At 40.1% G+C, this 20,323-nt stretch carries 17 protein-coding genes and 1 riboswitch; of the genes, 16 read left to right on the top strand and 1 reads right to left on the bottom strand.

Annotated elements, in window-relative coordinates:
* Positions 1–80: 80 nt before the first annotated feature.
* From E7B10_RS08185 to ftsH, 7 genes are all read left to right on the top strand, one after another.
* Positions 81–1,028: an L-lactate dehydrogenase gene (locus E7B10_RS08185; protein ID WP_316055568.1), complete on the top strand. Its 948-nt coding sequence runs from the start codon at positions 81–83 to the stop codon at positions 1,026–1,028.
* A 177-nt stretch (positions 1,029–1,205) separates the two neighbouring features.
* Positions 1,206–1,538, top strand: a complete 333-nt coding sequence (locus E7B10_RS08180; RefSeq protein WP_004698500.1) for a septum formation initiator family protein — start codon at positions 1,206–1,208, stop codon at positions 1,536–1,538.
* Positions 1,539–1,607: 69 nt separating this feature from the next.
* Positions 1,608–2,009 (top strand): S1 RNA-binding domain-containing protein, encoded by a 402-nt coding sequence (locus E7B10_RS08175; protein ID WP_012864039.1) that lies wholly within the window; start codon positions 1,608–1,610, stop codon positions 2,007–2,009.
* 97 nt (positions 2,010–2,106) lie between these two features.
* A complete protein-coding gene (locus E7B10_RS08170) occupies positions 2,107–3,003 on the top strand; it encodes a phosphatase (protein ID WP_316055567.1) in 897 nt (298 codons plus the stop codon).
* Positions 2,972–3,970 carry a tRNA lysidine(34) synthetase TilS gene (gene tilS / locus E7B10_RS08165; RefSeq protein ID WP_316055566.1) on the top strand — a complete coding sequence of 333 codons (999 nt, stop codon included), beginning with the start codon at positions 2,972–2,974 and terminating at the stop codon, positions 3,968–3,970. Before E7B10_RS08170 ends, tilS begins: the two co-directional genes overlap by 32 nt.
* 23 nt (positions 3,971–3,993) lie before the next feature.
* Positions 3,994–4,539 carry a hypoxanthine phosphoribosyltransferase gene (hpt, locus tag E7B10_RS08160; RefSeq protein WP_287507789.1) on the top strand — a complete coding sequence of 182 codons (546 nt, stop codon included), beginning with the start codon at positions 3,994–3,996 and terminating at the stop codon, positions 4,537–4,539.
* 88 nt (positions 4,540–4,627) lie between these two features.
* Positions 4,628–6,556, top strand: coding sequence for an ATP-dependent zinc metalloprotease FtsH (gene ftsH, locus E7B10_RS08155; RefSeq protein WP_316055565.1), 1,929 nt, complete (start codon positions 4,628–4,630; stop codon positions 6,554–6,556).
* A 53-nt stretch (positions 6,557–6,609) separates the two neighbouring features.
* Here ftsH and E7B10_RS08150 read toward each other — a convergent pair whose 3' ends face one another.
* The gene (locus E7B10_RS08150; RefSeq protein ID WP_004695419.1) at positions 6,610–7,953 is read right to left on the bottom strand and encodes a threonine/serine exporter ThrE family protein; all 1,344 of its coding nucleotides are present in this window, start codon (positions 7,951–7,953) and stop codon (positions 6,610–6,612) included.
* 171 nt (positions 7,954–8,124) lie between these two features.
* On the opposite strand from E7B10_RS08150, the gene E7B10_RS08145 reads away from it, so the two are divergent.
* The 9 genes from E7B10_RS08145 to guaD all read left to right on the top strand — a co-directional run bounded on the left by E7B10_RS08145 (position 8,125) and on the right by guaD (position 20,279).
* Positions 8,125–9,099: a biotin--[acetyl-CoA-carboxylase] ligase gene (locus E7B10_RS08145; protein WP_008715815.1), complete on the top strand. Its 975-nt coding sequence runs from the start codon at positions 8,125–8,127 to the stop codon at positions 9,097–9,099.
* A 9-nt stretch (positions 9,100–9,108) separates the two neighbouring features.
* Entirely contained in the window at positions 9,109–9,876 is a 768-nt protein-coding gene (locus E7B10_RS08140) for a type III pantothenate kinase (RefSeq protein ID WP_004695423.1), read from the top strand.
* 94 nt (positions 9,877–9,970) lie between these two features.
* On the top strand, positions 9,971–10,957 hold the full coding sequence (gene dusB / locus E7B10_RS08135; RefSeq protein ID WP_021147862.1) for a tRNA dihydrouridine synthase DusB: 987 nt from the start codon (positions 9,971–9,973) through the stop codon (positions 10,955–10,957).
* Between the two features lie 123 nt (positions 10,958–11,080).
* The gene (gene greA / locus E7B10_RS08130; RefSeq protein WP_004695428.1) at positions 11,081–11,554 is read left to right on the top strand and encodes a transcription elongation factor GreA; all 474 of its coding nucleotides are present in this window, start codon (positions 11,081–11,083) and stop codon (positions 11,552–11,554) included.
* Between the two features lie 29 nt (positions 11,555–11,583).
* Entirely contained in the window at positions 11,584–13,098 is a 1,515-nt protein-coding gene (lysS, locus tag E7B10_RS08125) for a lysine--tRNA ligase (protein WP_021147863.1), read from the top strand.
* Positions 13,099–13,654: 556 nt separating this feature from the next.
* Complete coding sequence (locus E7B10_RS08120; RefSeq protein ID WP_021147864.1) at positions 13,655–15,829, top strand: ornithine decarboxylase; 2,175 nt, start codon at positions 13,655–13,657, stop codon at positions 15,827–15,829.
* Positions 15,830–15,891: 62 nt separating this feature from the next.
* Positions 15,892–17,211 (top strand): putrescine-ornithine antiporter, encoded by a 1,320-nt coding sequence (gene potE, locus E7B10_RS08115; protein WP_021147865.1) that lies wholly within the window; start codon positions 15,892–15,894, stop codon positions 17,209–17,211.
* 150 nt (positions 17,212–17,361) lie between these two features.
* A riboswitch (purine riboswitch) is annotated at positions 17,362–17,460 on the top strand.
* Between the two features lie 53 nt (positions 17,461–17,513).
* A complete protein-coding gene (locus E7B10_RS08110) occupies positions 17,514–18,863 on the top strand; it encodes an NCS2 family permease (RefSeq protein ID WP_024060965.1) in 1,350 nt (449 codons plus the stop codon).
* Positions 18,864–18,992: 129 nt separating this feature from the next.
* Positions 18,993–20,279, top strand: coding sequence for a guanine deaminase (gene guaD, locus E7B10_RS08105; RefSeq protein ID WP_021147867.1), 1,287 nt, complete (start codon positions 18,993–18,995; stop codon positions 20,277–20,279).
* Positions 20,280–20,323: the final 44 nt, after the last annotated feature.

Genomic DNA, 20,323 nt, shown 5'->3' with positions numbered 1-20,323 from the left:
ATCATATACAGATATACGTGATTTAAATAATTGGCATTTGAGGATATGCTATCGTTTTATGCTAAGGTATGGAGGCTCTTATGAAGTTACGTAAGGTAGGTATTATTGGCACTGGCCATGTAGGCTCTCATGTGGCATTTTCTTTAGCCTTGCAAGGTGAGGTTGATGAATTATATTTGATGGATATTGACGAGAAAAAAGCTCAGGCGCAAGCTATGGATATTAATGATGCCGTTAGCTATATTCCACATCAAGTAACTGCTACATCAGGTCCTATTGAAGAATGTGGAGATTGTGATATCCTCGTTTTTAGTGCGGGGCCTTTGCCGAATTTGTATCAGGATCGCCTTGAGAGCCTTGGTGAAACAGTGGCTGTACTAAAAGACGTTATTCCACGTATTAAGCAGTCTTCTTTTCAAGGTTTCATCATTTCAATTTCTAATCCTGCTGATGTAGTAGCTACCTATTTATGTAAACATCTTGAGTGGAATCCTAAGCGTATTATTTCAACGGGAACCGCTCTAGACTCAGCTAGATTACAAAAAGAATTAGCTCATATCTTTACTATTAGTAATCGCTCTATTACGGCCTACTGTTTAGGTGAACATGGAGGTAGTGCCATGGTGCCGTGGTCCCATGTCTGTATACAAGGTAAACCACTTTTAGAATTATATCGAGAGCTACCTCATAGATTTCCTAAACTTGACCATACAAAAGTACTAGATGATGTTAAAATTGGTGGCTATCATGTACTAGCTGGTAAAGGCTCTACGGAGTTTGGGATTGCTAGTGCTACCACAGAATTGATTCGCGCCGTATTCCATGATGAAAAGAAGGTATTGCCTTGCTCCTGTTATTTAGATGGACAATATGGAGAAGAAGGAATATTTGCATCTACTCCTGCTGTTATTGGTAAAGATGGTATCGAAGATGTTTTTGAACTGCAACTAACCAATGAAGAGCTAGCCTTATTTAAAACTTCTTGTGCTGTCATTCGTGAACATGTTGCAAAGGCTGAGTCTATGTAAGTGGATGTTTACTTTTGTGTATAGAAAACTACAATTGCGTATGAAGTTTTAAATTTATACGGATTTATATTATTGTTCTTAATGAGAAATATCTGTAATTTTCTTTAGTCCTAAGCTCTGTTATGTGGTATAATCTAAAAATGACAGTATACAGATGATGAATATTTGGGGGACATTATGACTCAGGACACTATGGATGTACAACGCCCAAAAAGGCCGCGCAAACGGGTTCGTCCTAATCGCAAAGCACAGGATCAGCGTATTATCCTCATGTGGATCAAGCGAATTGGCATAGGGATTATGGTGCTGTTACTGTTAGGGCAGGCTTATCGCTTGGTGGCTGTATATCAAGAAAAACAACATATAGAGCAACAATTGCAAGAGTTACAGCAGCGAAATGAAGAGTTAGAACAGGAAAAGGCCAGGTTACAAGATCCAAAGACCATAGAAGGGGTTGCTCGTGAGGAGCTAGGATTGGTAAAACCTGGTGAAGTACCATATGTAAAATAGAGTGTATTCTATTATTTTTTCTTTTCATCAGTTTGTAGTTTAAGGTTTCCGCATTAATTAGGAGGTTGCATGGCAATCGAAGTTGGTAACATTATTGATGGTACCGTATCAGGTATTACAAAATTCGGCGTATTTGTTGATTTAGGAGAAAAACAAACAGGGTTAGTTCATATTTCTGAAGTAGCTCATGGGTATGTCGAAGATATTAATACTCTTTTAAAGGTTGAGGATCCGGTAAAGGTTAAGGTTTTATCCATTGATGGTAATAAAATTGGCCTTTCGATTCGTCAAACACAACCTAAAGAGGGTATGGACGAAGAAAAACGTCCTCATCGTGTTCAATCGAAACAAAGTATAGAGTCTTTCGAAGCGAAGATGAAATCATTCTTGCGCGATAGTAATGAACGATTACACGATTTAAAACGCAATACCGAAGGAAAACGCGGAGGCCGAGGTGGTCGTCGAGATTAATAGTGAGAGATGGCATCTAGCCATCTCTTTACTTATGTATAGAGTATTAACGCTATAATAGTATTAGGAGAAATCTATTTATATGTAAGGAGCGATTATGAAGTTAGCAATTATCGATATTGGCTCTAATTCGGTGCGCTTATTATTGGCTACCTATGAGAATAACGAGTGGCGTTATGAGCCTAAGCAGTTGTGGACTACTCGTTTAGGTCAACGAAATGCAGATGGTACCTTGCGAGCTGAATCCATGGAAGCATCCTATCAAGCTTTTACAGATATAAAAAAAATAGCAAGCCAATATGGTGCTGAGTATTACTTTGGTTTTGCTACGAGTGCTGTTCGTGAAGCGGCTAATGGACTTGCATTTATGGAACGTATTAATGAATACTGTCCCATGGAGTGGCGAATTTTATCTGGTGCTGAAGAGGCTATTTATGGTTTTAATGGTGCGTTAGGAGATCAATTAAAGGATGGACGTCATTATACGACCATCGATATTGGTGGAGGTAGTACAGAGCTTGCATTAGGTAACAAAAATGGAGTGTACTGGAGCCGTTCCTATCCTGTGGGGGCTGTACGACTTCAATCTATGTCTGATGAAGGGCCTCAACGAGTATGGGAGGAAACACGATTTCTCTGGGACCCGATGATGATCGAAGGTGAATTTGGTGAATTTATCGGTATTGGTGGCACTCTAACAACCTTGGCTGCTATTGATTTAGGCTTAGACCACTATGATGGTACAAAGGTGCAAGGTCATAAATTGAGCCGTGAAACTGTAGAAGGTATCATTATGAAATTGCGCTATATGAGCCGCGATGAGAGATTACAAGTGAAAGGTTTACCGGCAGGTCGTGCCGACATTATCGTTGCTGGTGCGGAGATTTTAACGTCCTTTATGGATTCTTATGAGGTCTCTCATGTATTTGTGAGCGACCAAGATGGTATGGAGGCGATGGCCTGTGAATGTGAAAGCACTCATTCGAACCGTTAATCACACTTTAAAATTACATGATATATTTCCTGAGAATTGTCGTATCTTGGTAGCTTGTTCTGGTGGTCCTGATTCGATGGCTTTATTACATTTATTGCAAGATATTGCTACACATCGCCATACAGTATATGAGCTTGGAGTTGCCATCGTAGATCATTGTATTCGTCCTGAAAGTAAGGATGAGGTTCTATGGTTACGAAATCAAGTGGAAGCACTAGGACTGCCATTTTATACGGCGACTTTTGACGTGCCTAAATTGAGTCAAGCTCAAAAGCTATCAGAGGAAACTATAGGCCGCCAAGTTCGGTATCAATGGCTAACCGATATAGCACAGTCTGAGGGGTATGACTATATTGCAGTAGCTCATCATAAAGATGACCAAGCCGAGTCAATCTTAGCACATCTCATTAGAGGGACTGGACTTAATGGTTTGACAGGCATGGCCGTTGTTAGTAATGATTATAGTATTCCAGTAGTAAGACCTCTGTTAGATGTCACAAAAGAAGAACTACTTTTATATTTGAAAGAAAAAGATATTTCTTACTGTGTAGATAGGACAAATGAGGATGTGCGATATCAAAGAAATAGAATTCGTCATCGCATTATACCTGAGTTAGAAACTATTAATCCTAACGTTGTTAATACTGTCGTAAGACTAGGGAATTCTGTACGTGAAGATGTAATACTTATCTCCCAATTAACGGATACGGCATTTAATGAGTTAGTAACTATCTCTGATGAGGGCGCGTTTATATCTCGTAGGGGGTTACGTAAGAAGCCGTTGGCTATCCAACGTCGATTGTGGCAAAGACTGGTGAGCATCTTTGATCCTGAAATCAAGCTTACCACTGCTCATCAAGAGCAATTACTCGACATTGTTAACACTGGGGAAGGGAAAACTTTCAATATTAAAAGTATAAAAGTAAGTGCTCAATGTGATACAATAAAGGTATATTGCAAACATTAATATGAATCGCGGAGGTCATATAGATGCATCAAGATGCAAAAGATATTTTATATACAGAGGAACAATTAAAGGCTCGTGTGGCTGAATTAGGTCGTCAAATCAGTGCTGACTATAAAGGGGAATCCGTAGTTCTCGTAGGTGTATTGAAAGGTGCTATCGTTTTCTTTACAGATTTAGCTCGCTCTATCGATGAGAATGTGGATGTAAGCTTCGATTTTATTTCTTGCTCTAGCTATGGCAGCGGTACAACTAGTACAGGGGTAGTTCGAATTTTAAAAGATTTGGATCGCTCTGTAGAAGGAAAGCATGTACTCGTTGTAGAAGATATTGTAGATACGGGTACAACATTACATTACTTGCTAGAAAATTTACATGCTCGTGGAGCTAAAAGTGTACGCCTTGCAGCGTTGTTGAATAAGCCTGAACGCCGTAAAATGGATGTAGAAGTAGACTATGTGGGCTTTGTCATCCCTGACTACTTTGTTATCGGCTATGGTTTAGACTATGCAGAAAAATATCGTCACTTACCTTATATCGGTATTTTAAAGGAAGAAATGTATCAAAATTAAAAATATGATATAATATATGAGTGCATCTCTCAATGAGATGTACTCAATTCGTTTATGCCACTAAACTATTATTGAAAGGGGTAATATTTTGGGTCGATTTACAAAAAATATCGTCCTTTATTTACTTATCATTGCCGCTTTCGTTATCGCCATTGACGCTTTCTCTGGTCAAAGTGCGAATAAATCTGAACTCAGTTATACAGGATTTATTCAACAAGTACAACAGAAAAAGGTTGAGTCCGTAACGATTACCAATGATCATGGTATTAAAGGTAAACTAAAAAATGGAACAGAATTCAATTCTTATGCGCCAACTGATGAAACGTTAATCAAAACTTTACAAGATAATGGCGTAGAAATTACTGCAGCTCCACCTGAGCAACCAGCTTGGTGGATGAGCTTGTTAGGTTCTGCTATTCCAATTATTATTTTGGTTGTATTGTTCTTCTTCATCATGCAACAAACGCAAGGTGGCGGTGGCCGAGTGATGAACTTTGGTAAAAGCCGTGCTAAATTGATGGGTGAAGGCAATGTAAAGGTTAGCTTTAAAGATGTAGCTGGCGCTGAAGAAGCAAAACAAGAATTAGAAGAAGTAGTAGAATTCTTGAAGGATCCAGGCAAGTTCACTACTATCGGGGCTAAAATTCCGAAAGGTGTATTATTAGCAGGACCTCCAGGTACAGGTAAAACATTACTTGCTAAAGCCGTTGCTGGTGAAGCAGGTGTACCATTCTTTACGATTTCTGGTTCTGACTTTGTAGAAATGTTTGTTGGTGTTGGTGCTTCTCGTGTGCGTGATCTTTTCACACAAGCAAAAAAGAACGCCCCATGTATCATCTTTATAGACGAAATTGATGCGGTTGGTCGCCAACGTGGTGCCGGCCTTGGTGGTGGTCACGATGAACGTGAACAAACATTAAACCAATTGCTTGTTGAAATGGATGGCTTTGGTGCCAACGAAGGTATTATTACTATTGCTGCAACAAACCGCCCAGATATTCTAGATCCCGCACTTTTACGTCCAGGTCGTTTTGACCGTCAAGTTATTGTAGGTCGTCCAGACCTACGCGGCCGTGAAGCAATTTTGAAAGTTCATGCTTGTAATAAGCCTTTGGCTGATGATGTAGACTTGAAAATAATTGCGAAGAAAACTCCAGGCTTTACTGGTGCAGACTTGAGCAATTTGTTAAATGAAGCAGCTCTTTTGGCGGCTCGTCTTAACAAAAAAGTAATTACTATGGCTGAAGTTGAAGAAGCCAGTGAAAAAGTTAGCATGGGACCTGAACGCCGCAGTCATATTGTGAGCGATAAGGATCGTAAATTAACAGCATACCATGAATCTGGTCATGCTATCGTAGCACATCTATTGCCTCATGCAGATCCTGTTCATAAAGTAACGATTATTCCTCGTGGTGCAGCTGGTGGCTACACTATGATGCTTCCTACTGAGGAACAAAACTACAAAACAAAATCTCAATTATTAGCAGATATTCGAGTTGCTCTTGGTGGTCGAATTGCAGAAGCCTTGATTTTAGATGAAATCAGTACAGGCGCTTCTGGGGACCTTCAAAGTGTAACTAATACTGCTCGCGCTATGGTAACGCGTTGGGGGATGAGCGATGAGCTTGGTCCTATCGTGTTTGGTGAACAACAAGAACAAATCTTCTTAGGAAAAAACCTAGGTCATGAGCGCAACTATAGTGAAGAAATCGCTGCGAAAATCGACTCTGAAATTCATCGTATCGTAGAAGAAGCTTATAAAGATGTAACAAAACTTCTTAGCGATAATGAAAAATTCTTACATGACATGGCAAATGCTTTGTTAGAAGAGGAAACAATCGATGCGAAAGCGGTAGATAATCTTTACAAATATGGTACAACAAAAGAACCTGAAGCTGAGGAGCCTAAAGTAGCTTCTGAAGTAGAAGGTAGCGTAGTACCAGAGAGTGTTGATGCTAAAGAAATAACTAGTACTGTAGCAGATCCTAGTGAAGCATCATCTAATGAAATTAAATAATGGATTTTGTCCAAATGAAAAAGAGCTAGCCTTTTTAGAAGGCTAGCTCTTTTTTACTGTCCATCGTTTATATGACGTGTGGCAAGAAGTTCTGTCATGCGTTGTTCTTTTAGTTTTTGCAAATATTTTTGTGCCAAAACATTTGGTATAGCTACACCGATTGCTATAGCTATAGTTGTAAATGTGCCAGTTACACCATTTTGTATCATAAGGATTAGACTAGCATCATTTAATGCATTGATGTGTAACATGTCGAAGAGAAATCGGTAGTACAGTATACCGGGCATTAATGCGATGGCAGACGGCACGATAATGATAGTGCTAGATGTTTTTAACCAAGTAGAAACTTTTACAAAAATAATACTCATAATGGCAGCACCAATAAAGGTAGCACCTGGTGTAGAAAATCCTAATTCTACGGATAGTATATTGCGAATACATACACATAGTACGCCACCAATACCAATGGATACTAATAGTCTGACAGGAGCATTAAAAAGTACCGCAAAAGCAGCTGCAGCTGTAAAAGAACCGATAACTTGCTCAATGGAAATAACATGAGGTTTAATATCAACAAAATTAAATGCTGGTGCAGGGCTAAAGTAGAGTGCCATGGCCATACCTAAAGTCATGCTACCCACGATGAGTAATGTTCTAATAGCGCGTGTCATACCCGATAAAATATGATTATTAATGATATCGATGACACAATTGATCAATGGTACCCCAGGAATCATGAACAAGGTACAGCAAACGAGTACATATAGTAAGGATTCATTATTTACATGACTATAAAAAGCGTAAGCCGATATCATGGCACCAAATCCGCCTAATGCGATTCCTACATATTCATTAAGCCCTAATCTGCCTGATAGGGTGCGCGTAAAATAACCAATACTAGAACATATGATGGTAACGATGAATGCGATAATATCGCCACTGTAAAGGTATGCAAGACCTGCCGAACCTAGTGCACAAGCTAGTCCTTTTATCCAGTTTGGATACGTTGGTATAGTTGTATCCAGTTTGGCAATTAGTCGTTCATAGGTCGTTAGTGAGTAATGTCGCTCAAAGGCGCGCCATGTGAGCTTTGATACGGCATTGATCATAGCCATATTCGGAATATGAACCGGTGTTTTTCTGAAGACTGTTATGGATCGTTCTTTGTGTAATAGATTGACCATAATAGTGGTATATGAAATATGGATATTTAAGTAATCATGAGGAATTCCCATAAATGTTGCGGCTTTTAGCATTTCCTCAATGATTCGATTTGTATTTGCCCCACATTCCATTAGTAACTTCCCTATATTGAGTAGTACATCCAGTTTTCGATGAATATGGATAAAAGGGTTCTCTAAAACTTGATTTTTCTCTTCTAATGTAAACTGTTTCATATATCTCTCCGAAGGATAATAGATAGCATTATTGTTATCTATTTTTTTATGTATACCTTTATACTATATACATTATAACATTAATTATTTTAAATAATCCTTGCATTTTACAAGGTACACTTGTACAATCGAATTGTAAACCTAGGTTGACAAAGAAAGGGGCTCTAAACTATGCGTGATGAAGTGCTAGAATTCTTGAGACAAAACCAAGGTAGTTTCGTATCGGGACAAGATATGTCCGAAGCCTGCCATGTTTCGCGCACAGCTATTTGGAAACATATCAAGGCGTTACGTCAAAAAGGCTACAAAATTGAATCTTATACCAAGAGAGGGTATCGATTATTGGAAGAACCTGATTTGTTGAGCCCCTTGGCAATGAAACAAATCTTAAAAACAGATGTATTTGGTAAACGATATGTTTATATGGATACCACGGAGTCTACGAACTTAGAAGCTCGTCGTTTAGCTCAACAAGGTGCAGAAGAAGGTACGGTTGTGGTTACTGAGGAACAGGCTGCTGGTCGTGGGCGTTTATCTCGCGGTTGGTATTCTCCATTTGGCAAAGGCTTGTGGTTTAGCTTGATTTTACGTCCTGATTTTCCACCTGTAGAGGCTCCAAAGTGTACTTTGATGGCTGCAGTGGCTTTAACAAAGGCCTTTCATAAGATGGGGCTCACTGATGCGGGGATAAAGTGGCCTAATGATATTCTTGTGAATGGTCGTAAGCTAGTAGGTATTTTGACAGAAATGTCTGGTTCTATGGAAGAAATTTCTCATATTGTAATGGGCATTGGGGTCAACGTAAAAACAAAACAAGAAGAACTACCAGAAGAGTTAAAATTAATTGCTACATCCCTTGCGATGGAAGATATTGATATTGAGCGCACAGAAGCATTTAGACTTATATTAGAAGAATTAGAACATCAATATTATGAAGTGCTCGATAGTGGCTTTGACGAAACCCTTAATGAATGGCGGCAATTATCTGTTACTCTCGGTGAAGAAATTGAAGTGCGTGCTCCTGGCAATACCTATGAAGGGGTGGCTACAGATATTGATGAAGATGGTAATTTATTAGTAAGAATCTCAGATGGGACAATTAAACGTATTGTGGCAGGGGACGTATCAATTCGTCCGCGTAAATAGGAGGCATTAATGTTATTAGTAATTGATGTGGGAAACACCAATATTGTTCTCGGTGTATACGACAAGACAGAACTTGTGGGTCACTGGCGTATTTCCACAGATCGGGTCCGTACCACCGATGAATATGGCATGCTGATGATGAACTTATTCTTTCACGACCGTAAGGTTGATGTAAAAGATATTAATGCTATCATTATTTCCTCGGTTGTACCACCATTAATGCCTACATTAGAGCGCGTGTGTTTGCGCTACTTTAATGTAAATCCTCTTATTGTAGGTCCAGGTACTAAAACTGGCATCGCTATTAAGTATGATAATCCTCGTGAAGTAGGGGCTGACCGTATTGTAAATGCTGTAGCAGCACATGAGCTTTATAAGGGCGATTTAATTATCATCGATTTTGGTACGGCTACAACTTATTGTGCGGTACAAGGTAATGGCGATTATATGGGCGGGGTTATTACTCCAGGGGTAACAATTTCTGCAGAGGCTTTATTCCAACGGGCGGCCAAACTACCTCGTATCGATGTGAGAGACCCGGGGCAAGTCATTTGTCGAAATACGGTGTCCTCTATGCAATCTGGTATGTTCTACGGTTATGTAGGTCAAGTAGAAGGCCTCGTGTCTCGTATGAAAGCGGAAATGGGGAATCATGTAACTGTAGTGGCTACAGGTGGTTTGGCACAGCTTATTAGCAGTGCTACAGACTGCATTGACCATGTAGAACCTATGCTTACATTAGAAGGCTTACGCCTTATTTACGAAAGAAATAAATAATGCTACTATAATATAGTTACGTATAGGTAACGAAGTAGTGTACATTCGGGTACAGCTTATGCTGTACCTTTTTTATTAAGGGAAATAGAATTATATGAATAATAAACAGTGGCAAATTGGGGCTGTCAAAATTGATGGTCAAGCCATATTAGCGCCTATGGCAGGGGTTAGCGATATTGCGTATCGACTACTGGCCAAAGAACAAGGTGCAGCCTTGGTATGTACCGAAATGGTCAGTGCTATGGGTATTAAATATAAGAATGAACGTACTCATGAATTATTGCGCATTGAAGAGGCAGAACGTCCTGTATCCATGCAAATTTTTGGCTCTAATCCAGAAGCAATCGCTTTGGGGGCTAAGGTTGTGGCCGATGCGGGTGCCGATATTGTAGATATAAACATGGGCTGTCCTGTAAAAAAGGTAGTTACCTCTGGCGATGGTTCGGCACTTATGAAAAATCCTGATCTAGCGGCGCGTGTTGCAGAAGCCGCTGTTGAGGCTGTTGATGTACCTGTTACTGTAAAAATGCGTATCGGTTGGGATAGTGACTCTATTAATGTTGTGGATTTTGCAAAACGCATTGAGTCTACAGGTGTGGCTGCTATAGCCGTACATGGGCGTACAAAGGAGCAAATGTATAGTGGACATGCGGACTGGTTTTATATTAAGGCTGTGAAAGAAGCGGTATCTGTACCCGTACTTGGCAATGGTGATATTGTGAATCCTGAAGATGCTAAGCAAATGCTTGATGAAACCGGTTGTGATGCTGTAATGGTAGGCCGTGGTGCACAGGGGAATCCTTGGATCTTTGGTCGTATTCATCATTATTTAGCCACTGGTGAAGTATTGCCGGCTCCGACCGATATAGAGCGTCTAGATATGTTATTAAAGCATTTTGACTTGTTATGCCAATACAAAGGTGAAAGTATGGCCGTTAAGGAGATACGCACTCATGCGGGCTGGTATATGAAGGGACTTCCGGAATCTGCATATTGGCGCAATCGAGTGAATACAATTCATACTGTAACGAGCTTTCACAATGAGCTAGAATCATATCGCAAAATACTGTCCGAAGGGTAGTCAGATTGACAAATAAATAGTATTTTTATATAATGATTGAGATAATTTAGAAACAAGAGATAAGGTGTCATCTTATTATGACACTTTTTCTTATTATTTATATGTAGAAAGAGTGGGGTACCCATGGCAGACGTAAAAGAAACATTACTCACCGCCGAAGGTTTAAAGAAGTTAGAAGAAGAATTAGCGTACTATAAATCTGTACGCCGTATTGAAGTATCTGAACGTATTAAAACTGCTATTGAATATGGCGATATCAGTGAAAACTCTGAATATGATGATGCAAAAAATGAACAAGCTTTTATTGAAGGTCATATTGTAGAGTTAGAGAATAAGATTAACACTGCGAAGATCATCGATGAATCTGTAAAAGGTGACGTTGTATCTGTAGGTAGTAAAGTTACTGTACTTGACACTATGTACAACGATGAATTGGAATATGTTATCGTTGGTTCCTCTGAAGCGGATCCATTTAACAATCGTATCTCTAATGAATCTCCTGTAGGTAAAGCTATTTTGGGAAAACGTAAGGGCGATGAAGTAGAGGTTTCCACACCAGATGGTCCTGTAACATTCAAAGTGTTAGCAATCCAATAATTTACAATTACCGACAAAGAGGCGATAACATGAGTGAAGAAATTAAAAATATACAAGAAGAGCTGAATGAGCAAATGCAAATTCGCCGCGATAAATTAGCCGAATATGAAGCTGATGGTATTTACCCATTTGGACAACGTTTTGTCGTAAAAGATTACGCAAAAGATATTAAAGAAGACTTCTTCTTGAAATATGATGGCCAGCCTGTAGTTATTGCAGGTCGTTTGATGACAATCCGTTCCCATGGTAAAACGGCATTTGCGAATATTCGTGATAAATCTGGTGATATTCAAGTATACTTCCGTAAAGATGTTTTGGGCGAAGAGGCTTATAAATACGTTAAAATGCTTGATATAGGTGATATCATCGGCGTAGAAGGTCACGTATTTAAAACTCATACAGGTGAAGTTACCATTAAAGTTAACAAATTAACATTGTTATCTAAGTCTTTACGTCCATTACCAGAAAAATGGCATGGATTAAAGGATACAGAACTTCGTTACCGTCAACGTTATGTTGATTTGATTGTAAATCCTGAAGTACGTGATACATTTGTAAAACGCTCTCAAATCGTTGCTAAAATTCGTGAATACATGATGCGTGATGGCTTCATGGAAGTGGAAACACCGATGATGCATGCTATCCCTGGTGGTGCTGCTGCACGTCCATTCATCACTCACCATAATGCGCTTGATATCGATATTTATATGCGTATTGCACCAGAATTGTACCTCAAACGTTTAATCGTTGGTGGTATGGACCGCGTGTTCGAAATGAACCGTTGCTTCCGTAACGAAGGTATCGATAATCGTCATAATCCAGAGTTTACTACTATCGAATCGTACCAAGCCTATGGCGATGTAGAGGATGCCATTCGCTTAACAGAAAATCTTGTGTCCTACTGTGCTCAAGAAGTACTTGGTACACAAGAAATTACATACCAAGGTACAGAAATTAATTTGACTCCTCCTTGGAATCGTATCACAATGGCTGAAGGTGTAAAAAAATACACTGGTGAAGATTTTGATGCAGTCACAACTATAGAAGAAGCTCGTGCTATTGCTGATCGCTTAAATGTAGAATACACAGAAAATGATGGTATTGGTAAAATCTTAAATCTTTGCTTCGAAGATTATGTAGAAGAAAACTTGATTCAGCCAACTATCGTATATGGTCATCCTAAAGAGATTTCTCCACTTGCTAAAGCAAGTCGTGAAAATCCATTGGCTACAGAACGTTTTGAAGCTTTCATCTATGGTCGTGAATTGGCAAATGGCTTCTCCGAGTTAAATGATCCAATCGACCAAAAACAACGTTTCTTGGATCAATTAAAAGAACGTGAAGCGGGCGATGATGAAGCTCACCGCATGGATGAAGACTTCGTTACAGCTCTTGAATACGGTTTACCTCCAACAGCTGGTCTTGGTGTTGGTATCGACCGTCTTGTTATGTTCTTAACAGACTCTGCATCTATTCGAGATGTATTATTGTTCCCATTGATGAAACCAGAAGCTCCTAAGCATTTTGAAGCTGAAGAAGATTAATTCTAAAGCTCACTACCGTGTATGGTGGTGAGCTTTTTGCTGTTTAGCATACAAAAAAAATCGATATAAAGCCCGTATCAAACACTTTGATACGGGCTTTTATCAACTCTTATAATGTTGATTAATAAATATATGAAGTGTGATTAGATATATAATATAAAAATGGTGTACGGATTATCTATGATTACATTATGATATACATAAAAAATTTTGATTTACTTTGTGATGAAATAAAAGAACATGGATATATAGTATTTATCGTTGATTTTCCAATATTATAGAGATATATGTGATTAAATTTACACATACCTGTAATAGTATAGATTATACATTTAAATCATGCACAATGTATAATTATGATATATGTGTATAATTAAACACTTTTAAATGAAAAATTCAGATGTTAAGATAGAAATATAGATACGTGAATTACCTTTAAAACAAGGAGGTGTATTTAGTAAAGGTGAATTCATTAATAAATTTTATAAATCAACCCTATGTGTAAGTTATATTCTTTAAATTATCGTTGTTAACATAATTTAGGAGGAAACACATCATGAAACATTTAAAAATTGCTTTCTCTCATAAGGCGCAATTCTACTTCGGTTCTATGGAAGGGCGTACAAATGTGGAGCTTAGTCAAACTGATTTTACCGATGTGGGGGCCATCGTCATTAGCGAGTCCGATACAGATGTACTTGAAAATGAGTTGGTACAATCCTTTGGTATACCGGTTTTCTTGGTTGTGTTTGATAAGTCTGTAGATATTTCTCCTTTTATCGGTAAGGTGGAACGTGTTATCGACGGATCAACTACAAATTTTGATTTATATAAACGACAGATTGAAGCGGCTGCTGCAAAATATGAAGCATCTATGTTACCGCCATTCTTCCAGGCCTTGGCAAATTACGTAGAGGACGGTAATTCTCAATTTGACTGCCCGGGGCATCAAGGGGGGCAATTCTTCTGCAAGCATCCTGCAGGACGTGCTTTCTATGATTTCTTCGGAGAAAATGTATTCCGCGCCGATCTTTGTAATGCGGACGTTAAGTTAGGTGATCTTCTGATTCATGAAGGTTCCGCAGTTGAGGCTCAGCAACATGCTGCACAGGTGTATAATGCGGACAAAACATATTTTGTATTGAACGGAACATCATCTTCTAATAAGGTCGTGTTAAATGCATTACTTACTCCTGGGGACATTGTTTTATACGATCGCAATAATCATAAATCGATTTGTCACGGGTCGCTCGTCATGTCCGGCGCAACACCTGTATATCTTGAAACGGCACGTAATCCGTTCGGGTCCATCGGCGGTATCTTAGAACATTGCTTTGATGAAAAATATATTCGCAAGCTGATTGCTGAAAAAGATCCTAAGAAAGCAAAGGCAAAGCGGCCTATCCGGTTGGCGGTTATTCAATTGGGAACGTATGACGGGACCATTTATAATGCGCGTCAGGTAGTCGATAAAATCGGACATCTCTGTGATTATATCTTCTTTGATTCCGCTTGGGTCGGCTATGAACAGTTTATCCCTATGATGAAAGACTGCAGTCCGTTGCTTTTGGAACTTGGTCCTGATGATCCTGGTATCCTGGTATCTCAATCCGTTCATAAGCAGCAGGCGGGCTTCTCACAGACATCTCAGATTCATAAGAAGGATAAGCATATTAAGGGGCAAGACCGCTATGTAAATCATAAACGTTTGAATAATGCGTTTATGATGCATGCCTCTACATCACCGTTCTATCCGTTGTTTGCAGCCCTTGACGTAAATGCAAAAATGCATGAAGGCGAAGCGGGTAAAAAATTATGGATTGAATGTGTGGAAACGGTTATCGAAGCTCGTAAAGCCGTATTGAAACACTGTAAATATCTACGTCCGTTAGTACCACCGGTTGTACATGGTAAAAAGTGGGAAGACGGCGACACAAAGAAAATGGCACAGGATGTGGATTACTTCGCATTTGAACCGGATGCGAAATGGCATTCCTTTAAAGGCTATGGCAAAGGTCAATATTTCATAGATCCTTGTAAATTTCAATTGATTACACCGGGTATTAATGTGGAAACGGGTGAATACGAAGATTTCGGTATTCATGCCAATATTCTTGCAAACTACTTGCGTGAAAACGGAATCATTCCTGAAAAATGTGACTTGAATACCATTCTGTTCTTGATGACACCGGCGGAAACAAAGACGAAGATGGATGATTTAGTGGCGCAACTTGTCCGATTTGAACAATTGATTGAAGCTGATGCACCTATGCAAGATGTATTGCCGTCCATTTATTACAGCCACTTGGATAAATACAAGGGATATCACATTCGTCAGCTATGTCAGGAAATGCATGACTTCTATAAAGACCGGAATGTAAGTATCTTGCAACAACGATTGTTCTTATATGATTACTTCCCGGAATATGTTATGAATCCTCAGGAAGCTAATTTTGAATTCCAGCGCGGCAAAGGTGAACTTGTACCGTTGAGCGAAGCGGAAGGGCGCATCGCTCTTGAAGGTGCGCTTCCTTATCCTCCAGGGGTATTGTGCGTACAACCGGGCGAATGTTGGTCAAAAACTGCTTGTGATTACTTCTTGGCGTTGGAAGAAGGCATCAACAAATTACCTGGATTTGCTCCGGAAATTCAAGGCGTATACATTACGGAACAGCCGGATGGAACGAAGAAAGCATTCGGTTATGTGTTGAAAAAAGAATTTGAAAAATAATTCCTCTGTGTACCGTCGGAGGTTTTCCGGCGGTACAATACACAAGATAAAAGGAGGTAACTATGAGTACAGGCAAAAATAAGATGTCCGTATTGCAGCTTACAATTTTGACCGCTGTAAATATGATGGGCTCAGGTATTATCATGCTGCCTACAAAATTGGCGCAGGTAGGATCATTGTCAATCGTATCATGGCTGATTACAGCTGTAGGTTCCATGTGTTTGGCCTATGCTTTTGCAAAGTGCGGTATGTACAGTCGTAAAGGCGGCGGTATGGGCGGTTATGCCGAATATTCCTTTGGCAAGGCGGGGAACTTCATGGCGAATTATACGTATGGCGTGTCTCTTTTAATCGCCAATATTGCTATCGCTATTTCAGCCGTAGGCTATGCGGCGACCTTTGCAGATGTTACGTTGACTCCGTTGTTGACCGGTATTTATACGATTGTCACATTGTGGTTGGCGACGACGTTGAATTTCGGTGGTGCCAGCATCACGGGACGTGTATCCAGCTTTACGGTATGGGGTGTTATTGCACCGGTTATCGTAATCAGTACAGTCGGTTGGGCTTATTTCTCAACAGATATGTATGTGGCGAACTGGAATGTTAATAATATGCCGTTCGGCGAAGCGGCAACTAATTCCATCGCTATGACTTTATGGGCATTTCTTGGCCTTGAGTCCGCCTGTGCAAATGCGGATGCCGTAGATAATCCTGAAAAGAATGTACCGAAAGCAGTTCTCGGTGGTACATTAGGGGTTGCAGTTATTTATATCGTATCCACCAATATGATCTTTGGTATTGTTCCTGCAAATGAACTCGTTAACAGTAATGCACCGTTTGGTTTGGCCTTTGCATCCATGTTTAACGGTGTAGCCGGTAAAATCGTTATGGGTCTTATGGTTATGTCGTGTTTCGGATCTTTACTCGGATGGCAGTTTACCATTGCCAATGTATTTAAAGGTGCTGCGGACGAAGGATATTTCCCTAAATTATTCAGCAAGATTACATCTAAAGATGCACCTGTAGTTGGTATGGTAACGATTACAATCATTCAATCCTTCCTCAGCTTGATGACAATCAGTCCATCTTTGAGTGAACAGTTTGAAACGCTCGTTAATTTAGCGGTTGTAACGAATATCATTCCATACCTCTTGTCGATGGGGGCTATCATCGTGTTGATGAAAGCTACGGGCCGCAGTGGCGGCGAATTGAAGGGGACAACCTTTATCGCTTTCATTGGCTCCATTTATAGCTTATATGCGCTATATGCATCCGGTCTTGAAGCAATGACATATGGTGCCATTGTAACCTTTGCGGGCTGGACCTTGTACGGCTTTGTATCGGACCGATTTGATTTGGAACGAAATCTCGGGAAATAGTCTTTATACGATGCGCCTCCTGAGGGAGGCGCATTGTTAGGATGTTTATTTATTATTTATTATTTATTATTGACAGTATATAAAAATAATTTTATACTTAAACTAAGACATATTTGTTCGGTACATATTTTATACAATTGATATATATAATTTCATAGTAAGACTATACCTTGTATACCCTTGACATGATGGGTCAAGGCTTTCTAGCGGGAACCGATATTCACGACTACAAGAGCTATTTTGTGATGCTCTTGTAGTCGTTTTTATTTATTTTCTTCTCTTTAAGTTAGGAGGTAAGTAAGATGAATTCGATGTCGAATGAGAGTGTGAGACACGGACAGGACCGGTGCTGGCTTGATAAATTTTTCAAGCTGTCTCAGCATGGTACGAATGTGCGTACCGAGATTTTTGCGGGCATAACTATGTTCATCGCTTCCGTATATATTTTAGCGGTTATACCGAATTTGCTGGTTGCATCCGGTATGCCTCATGAAAGTACGGTTGCGGCAGTTATTTTGACGACCGCATTTACGACAATTTTAATCGGTTTAGTAGCGAACGTTCCGGTTATCGTCGCTCCGGGACTAGGACTTAGCGCATTCTTCGCCTATACCATATGCGGATCGATGGGACTGACCTGGCAGACCGCACTAGGTGCCGTATTTATTTCCGGTGCTGTCTTTATTGTTTTGACAATAACGCGTATTTTGAATCTTATCATCGACGGTATTCCCAAGGTACTTAAAACATCTATTGGTGTCGGTATAGGTCTCTTTATTGCTTTTATCGGATTTAAAAATGCTCATATTATCGTAGCGGATAAGGCCACATTCGTAACACTTGGCAATATGCAGGATCCTGCGGTATTGTTGACATTGGCCGGTTTGCTCATCACCAGTGTGCTCTTAGCCAAGCAGGTGAGGGGCGGTTTGTTGTTGGGTATGATTATCACGACTGTTGCGGCCATGATTTTCGGTTATACAAAGGTCCCTGAAACTAGTGCGGATATTTTCAACTTGGTGCCGCCATTTCCTGTGGATACATTTGCTCAATTGGATGTGATGAGTGCTATTAAATATGGATTTTTGTCTATTATTTTCTCTATTACAATTGTAGATATGTTTGATAACATCGGTACGCTTATCGGTGTCACGCGAAAAGCGAATCTCGTTGATGCGGACGGTAAATTTAAACGGTTAAATCATGCATTACTATGTACATCTATAGGTGCCGCGGCCGGTGCAATCATCGGTACGTCTACGGTAACTTCCTATATTGAAAGTGCGGCCGCTGTTGCCGATGGTGGACGTACGGGTCTTACGGCATGCGTAACGGGTATATTATATTTAATCGCTCTGTTTTTTGCGCCATTATTCTTATTGGTACCTGCTCAAGCAACAGCTCCGGTACTCGTTATCGTAGGTGTATTTATGATGAGTGAAGTGACACATATCGACTTCGGTGATTTTACGGAAGCGTTGCCTGCATTTTTAACGATTCTTCTTATGCCGCTTACCTTCAGTATTGCGCAAGGTTTATCCTTCGGTTTTATCTCTTATACATTGGTGAAACTTATTACAGGACGTCGTAAGGAAATCCATCCTGTTATGTATGTAATGACCATTGCTTTCATCATACATTTTGCTATATAAGCTGTGAGAGTCGGGATTGTTATATGTGTTTTTATTGTTGAGAGAGTAGCATCGAGCAATTATAGTTCATTGTAGTTGACGTACGTATATTACGGTTAAGCGGTATTGTTGAAAAGAGGAGATTATTCGATGAATTCCGTTTATATAGTAAAAGGTAATATTATTTATACATCACGACCAGCGGAGTTTGCAGTGATTCCAAACGGCTATATGATTGTGCGTGACGGTCGTATCGCATATTGTGGTGAAAGTATTCCCTCCGAATTTGAGTCGTATCCGGTTGAGGACTACGGGGATAATTTAATTATTCCCGGATTTGTCGATACCCATGCTCATGCGCCTCAATTTTGCAATCGAGGCCTTGGCATGGATAAAGAATTGCTGCCTTGGCTTGAAACGTATACATTTCCGGAGGAGGCGAAGTTTTCGGATTTAGACTACGCAAAGACGGTATATAGCGCTTTTGTTAACGAATTATGGCGTTACGGTACAACGCGCAGTATTTTATTTGGCACTATTCATAAAGAAAGCACATTGCTATTGATGAGGTTGCTTTCAGAAGCCGGCCTATCCGCTTTTGTAGGCAAGGTTAATATGGATCGGAACAGTCCCGATTATCTGATTGAGGATACGGACCAGTCCTTACATGATACGAGAGTATGGCTTGAAGAGGCTCGACAGTTTGGACCGCTCGTACGACCTATTGTAACCCCTCGCTTTGTGCCATCCTGTACGAGCCGCCTGATGAGTGGTCTCGGAGATTTAGCGGTGGAGTATAATGTGCCAATTCAATCGCATTTATCTGAAAATCATGGTGAGATTGAATGGGTTCATTCACTTCATCCGGATTCCTCCAGTTATACGGATGTATACTGTGAACATCGTCTGATGGGTACAGTGCCGACGGTCATGGCTCATTGTATTCATCTGAGCGATGAAGAAATGGAGCGGATGCATGAAACGAAGACGATGGTGGCACACTGTCCGTATTCTAACGTGAATTTGTCCAGCGGCATTGCACCTATACGAAAATTATTGAATCATGGTATTTCCATTGCACTGGGATCAGACATTTCAGGAGGCCATGACATCAGTATGGCTAAGGTTTTGACCGAAGCCGTGGGTTTGTCAAAGATGAAGTGGGCCGAGGTGGATGCCAGCTATGCATCGCTTACATTACCGGAAGCTTTCTATATGGCGACTAAGGGAGGCGGACAATTCTTTGGTGACGTAGGTAGCTTTGAAACCGGCTATGAATTTGATGCTCTTGTTATCGATGATCATGAATTGTTTGATCCGAATGAACGGAGTATAGAGGAACGTCTGGAACGGTGGCTATATATAGGTGATGATCGCCATATTGTTGGGAGATATGTAGCCGGTAAATTGTTAGATGAGCCTCCGATGGCTATGTAGCTATCATATAATAGAATAAAAGTTCATATGTTAGTGATTATTGA

It is taken from the genome of Veillonella sp. (assembly GCF_032470285.1).
Taxonomy (GTDB): domain Bacteria; phylum Bacillota; class Negativicutes; order Veillonellales; family Veillonellaceae; genus Veillonella.
The sequence above is the reverse complement of the archived record's forward strand: the minus strand, read 5'-3'. Positions and strand labels throughout refer to the sequence as shown.

What these genes read in the sequence shown, in the direction of transcription:
- greA (WP_004695428.1), top strand. Translation starts at nt 11,081, where the DNA reads ATGGCAGACGTAAAAGAAACATTACTCACCGCCGAAGGTTTAAAGAAG.
- dusB (WP_021147862.1), top strand. Translation starts at nt 9,971, where the DNA reads ATGAATAATAAACAGTGGCAAATTGGGGCTGTCAAAATTGATGGTCAA.
- E7B10_RS08170 (WP_316055567.1), top strand. Translation starts at nt 2,107, where the DNA reads ATGAAGTTAGCAATTATCGATATTGGCTCTAATTCGGTGCGCTTATTA.
- guaD (WP_021147867.1), top strand. Translation starts at nt 18,993, where the DNA reads ATGAATTCCGTTTATATAGTAAAAGGTAATATTATTTATACATCACGA.
- E7B10_RS08150 (WP_004695419.1), bottom strand. Translation starts at nt 7,953, where the DNA reads ATGAAACAGTTTACATTAGAAGAGAAAAATCAAGTTTTAGAGAACCCT.
- E7B10_RS08185 (WP_316055568.1), top strand. Translation starts at nt 81, where the DNA reads ATGAAGTTACGTAAGGTAGGTATTATTGGCACTGGCCATGTAGGCTCT.
- E7B10_RS08175 (WP_012864039.1), top strand. Translation starts at nt 1,608, where the DNA reads ATGGCAATCGAAGTTGGTAACATTATTGATGGTACCGTATCAGGTATT.
- potE (WP_021147865.1), top strand. Translation starts at nt 15,892, where the DNA reads ATGAGTACAGGCAAAAATAAGATGTCCGTATTGCAGCTTACAATTTTG.
- E7B10_RS08110 (WP_024060965.1), top strand. Translation starts at nt 17,514, where the DNA reads ATGAATTCGATGTCGAATGAGAGTGTGAGACACGGACAGGACCGGTGC.
- hpt (WP_287507789.1), top strand. Translation starts at nt 3,994, where the DNA reads ATGCATCAAGATGCAAAAGATATTTTATATACAGAGGAACAATTAAAG.
- lysS (WP_021147863.1), top strand. Translation starts at nt 11,584, where the DNA reads ATGAGTGAAGAAATTAAAAATATACAAGAAGAGCTGAATGAGCAAATG.
- E7B10_RS08180 (WP_004698500.1), top strand. Translation starts at nt 1,206, where the DNA reads ATGACTCAGGACACTATGGATGTACAACGCCCAAAAAGGCCGCGCAAA.
- E7B10_RS08120 (WP_021147864.1), top strand. Translation starts at nt 13,655, where the DNA reads ATGAAACATTTAAAAATTGCTTTCTCTCATAAGGCGCAATTCTACTTC.
- E7B10_RS08140 (WP_004695423.1), top strand. Translation starts at nt 9,109, where the DNA reads ATGTTATTAGTAATTGATGTGGGAAACACCAATATTGTTCTCGGTGTA.
- E7B10_RS08145 (WP_008715815.1), top strand. Translation starts at nt 8,125, where the DNA reads ATGCGTGATGAAGTGCTAGAATTCTTGAGACAAAACCAAGGTAGTTTC.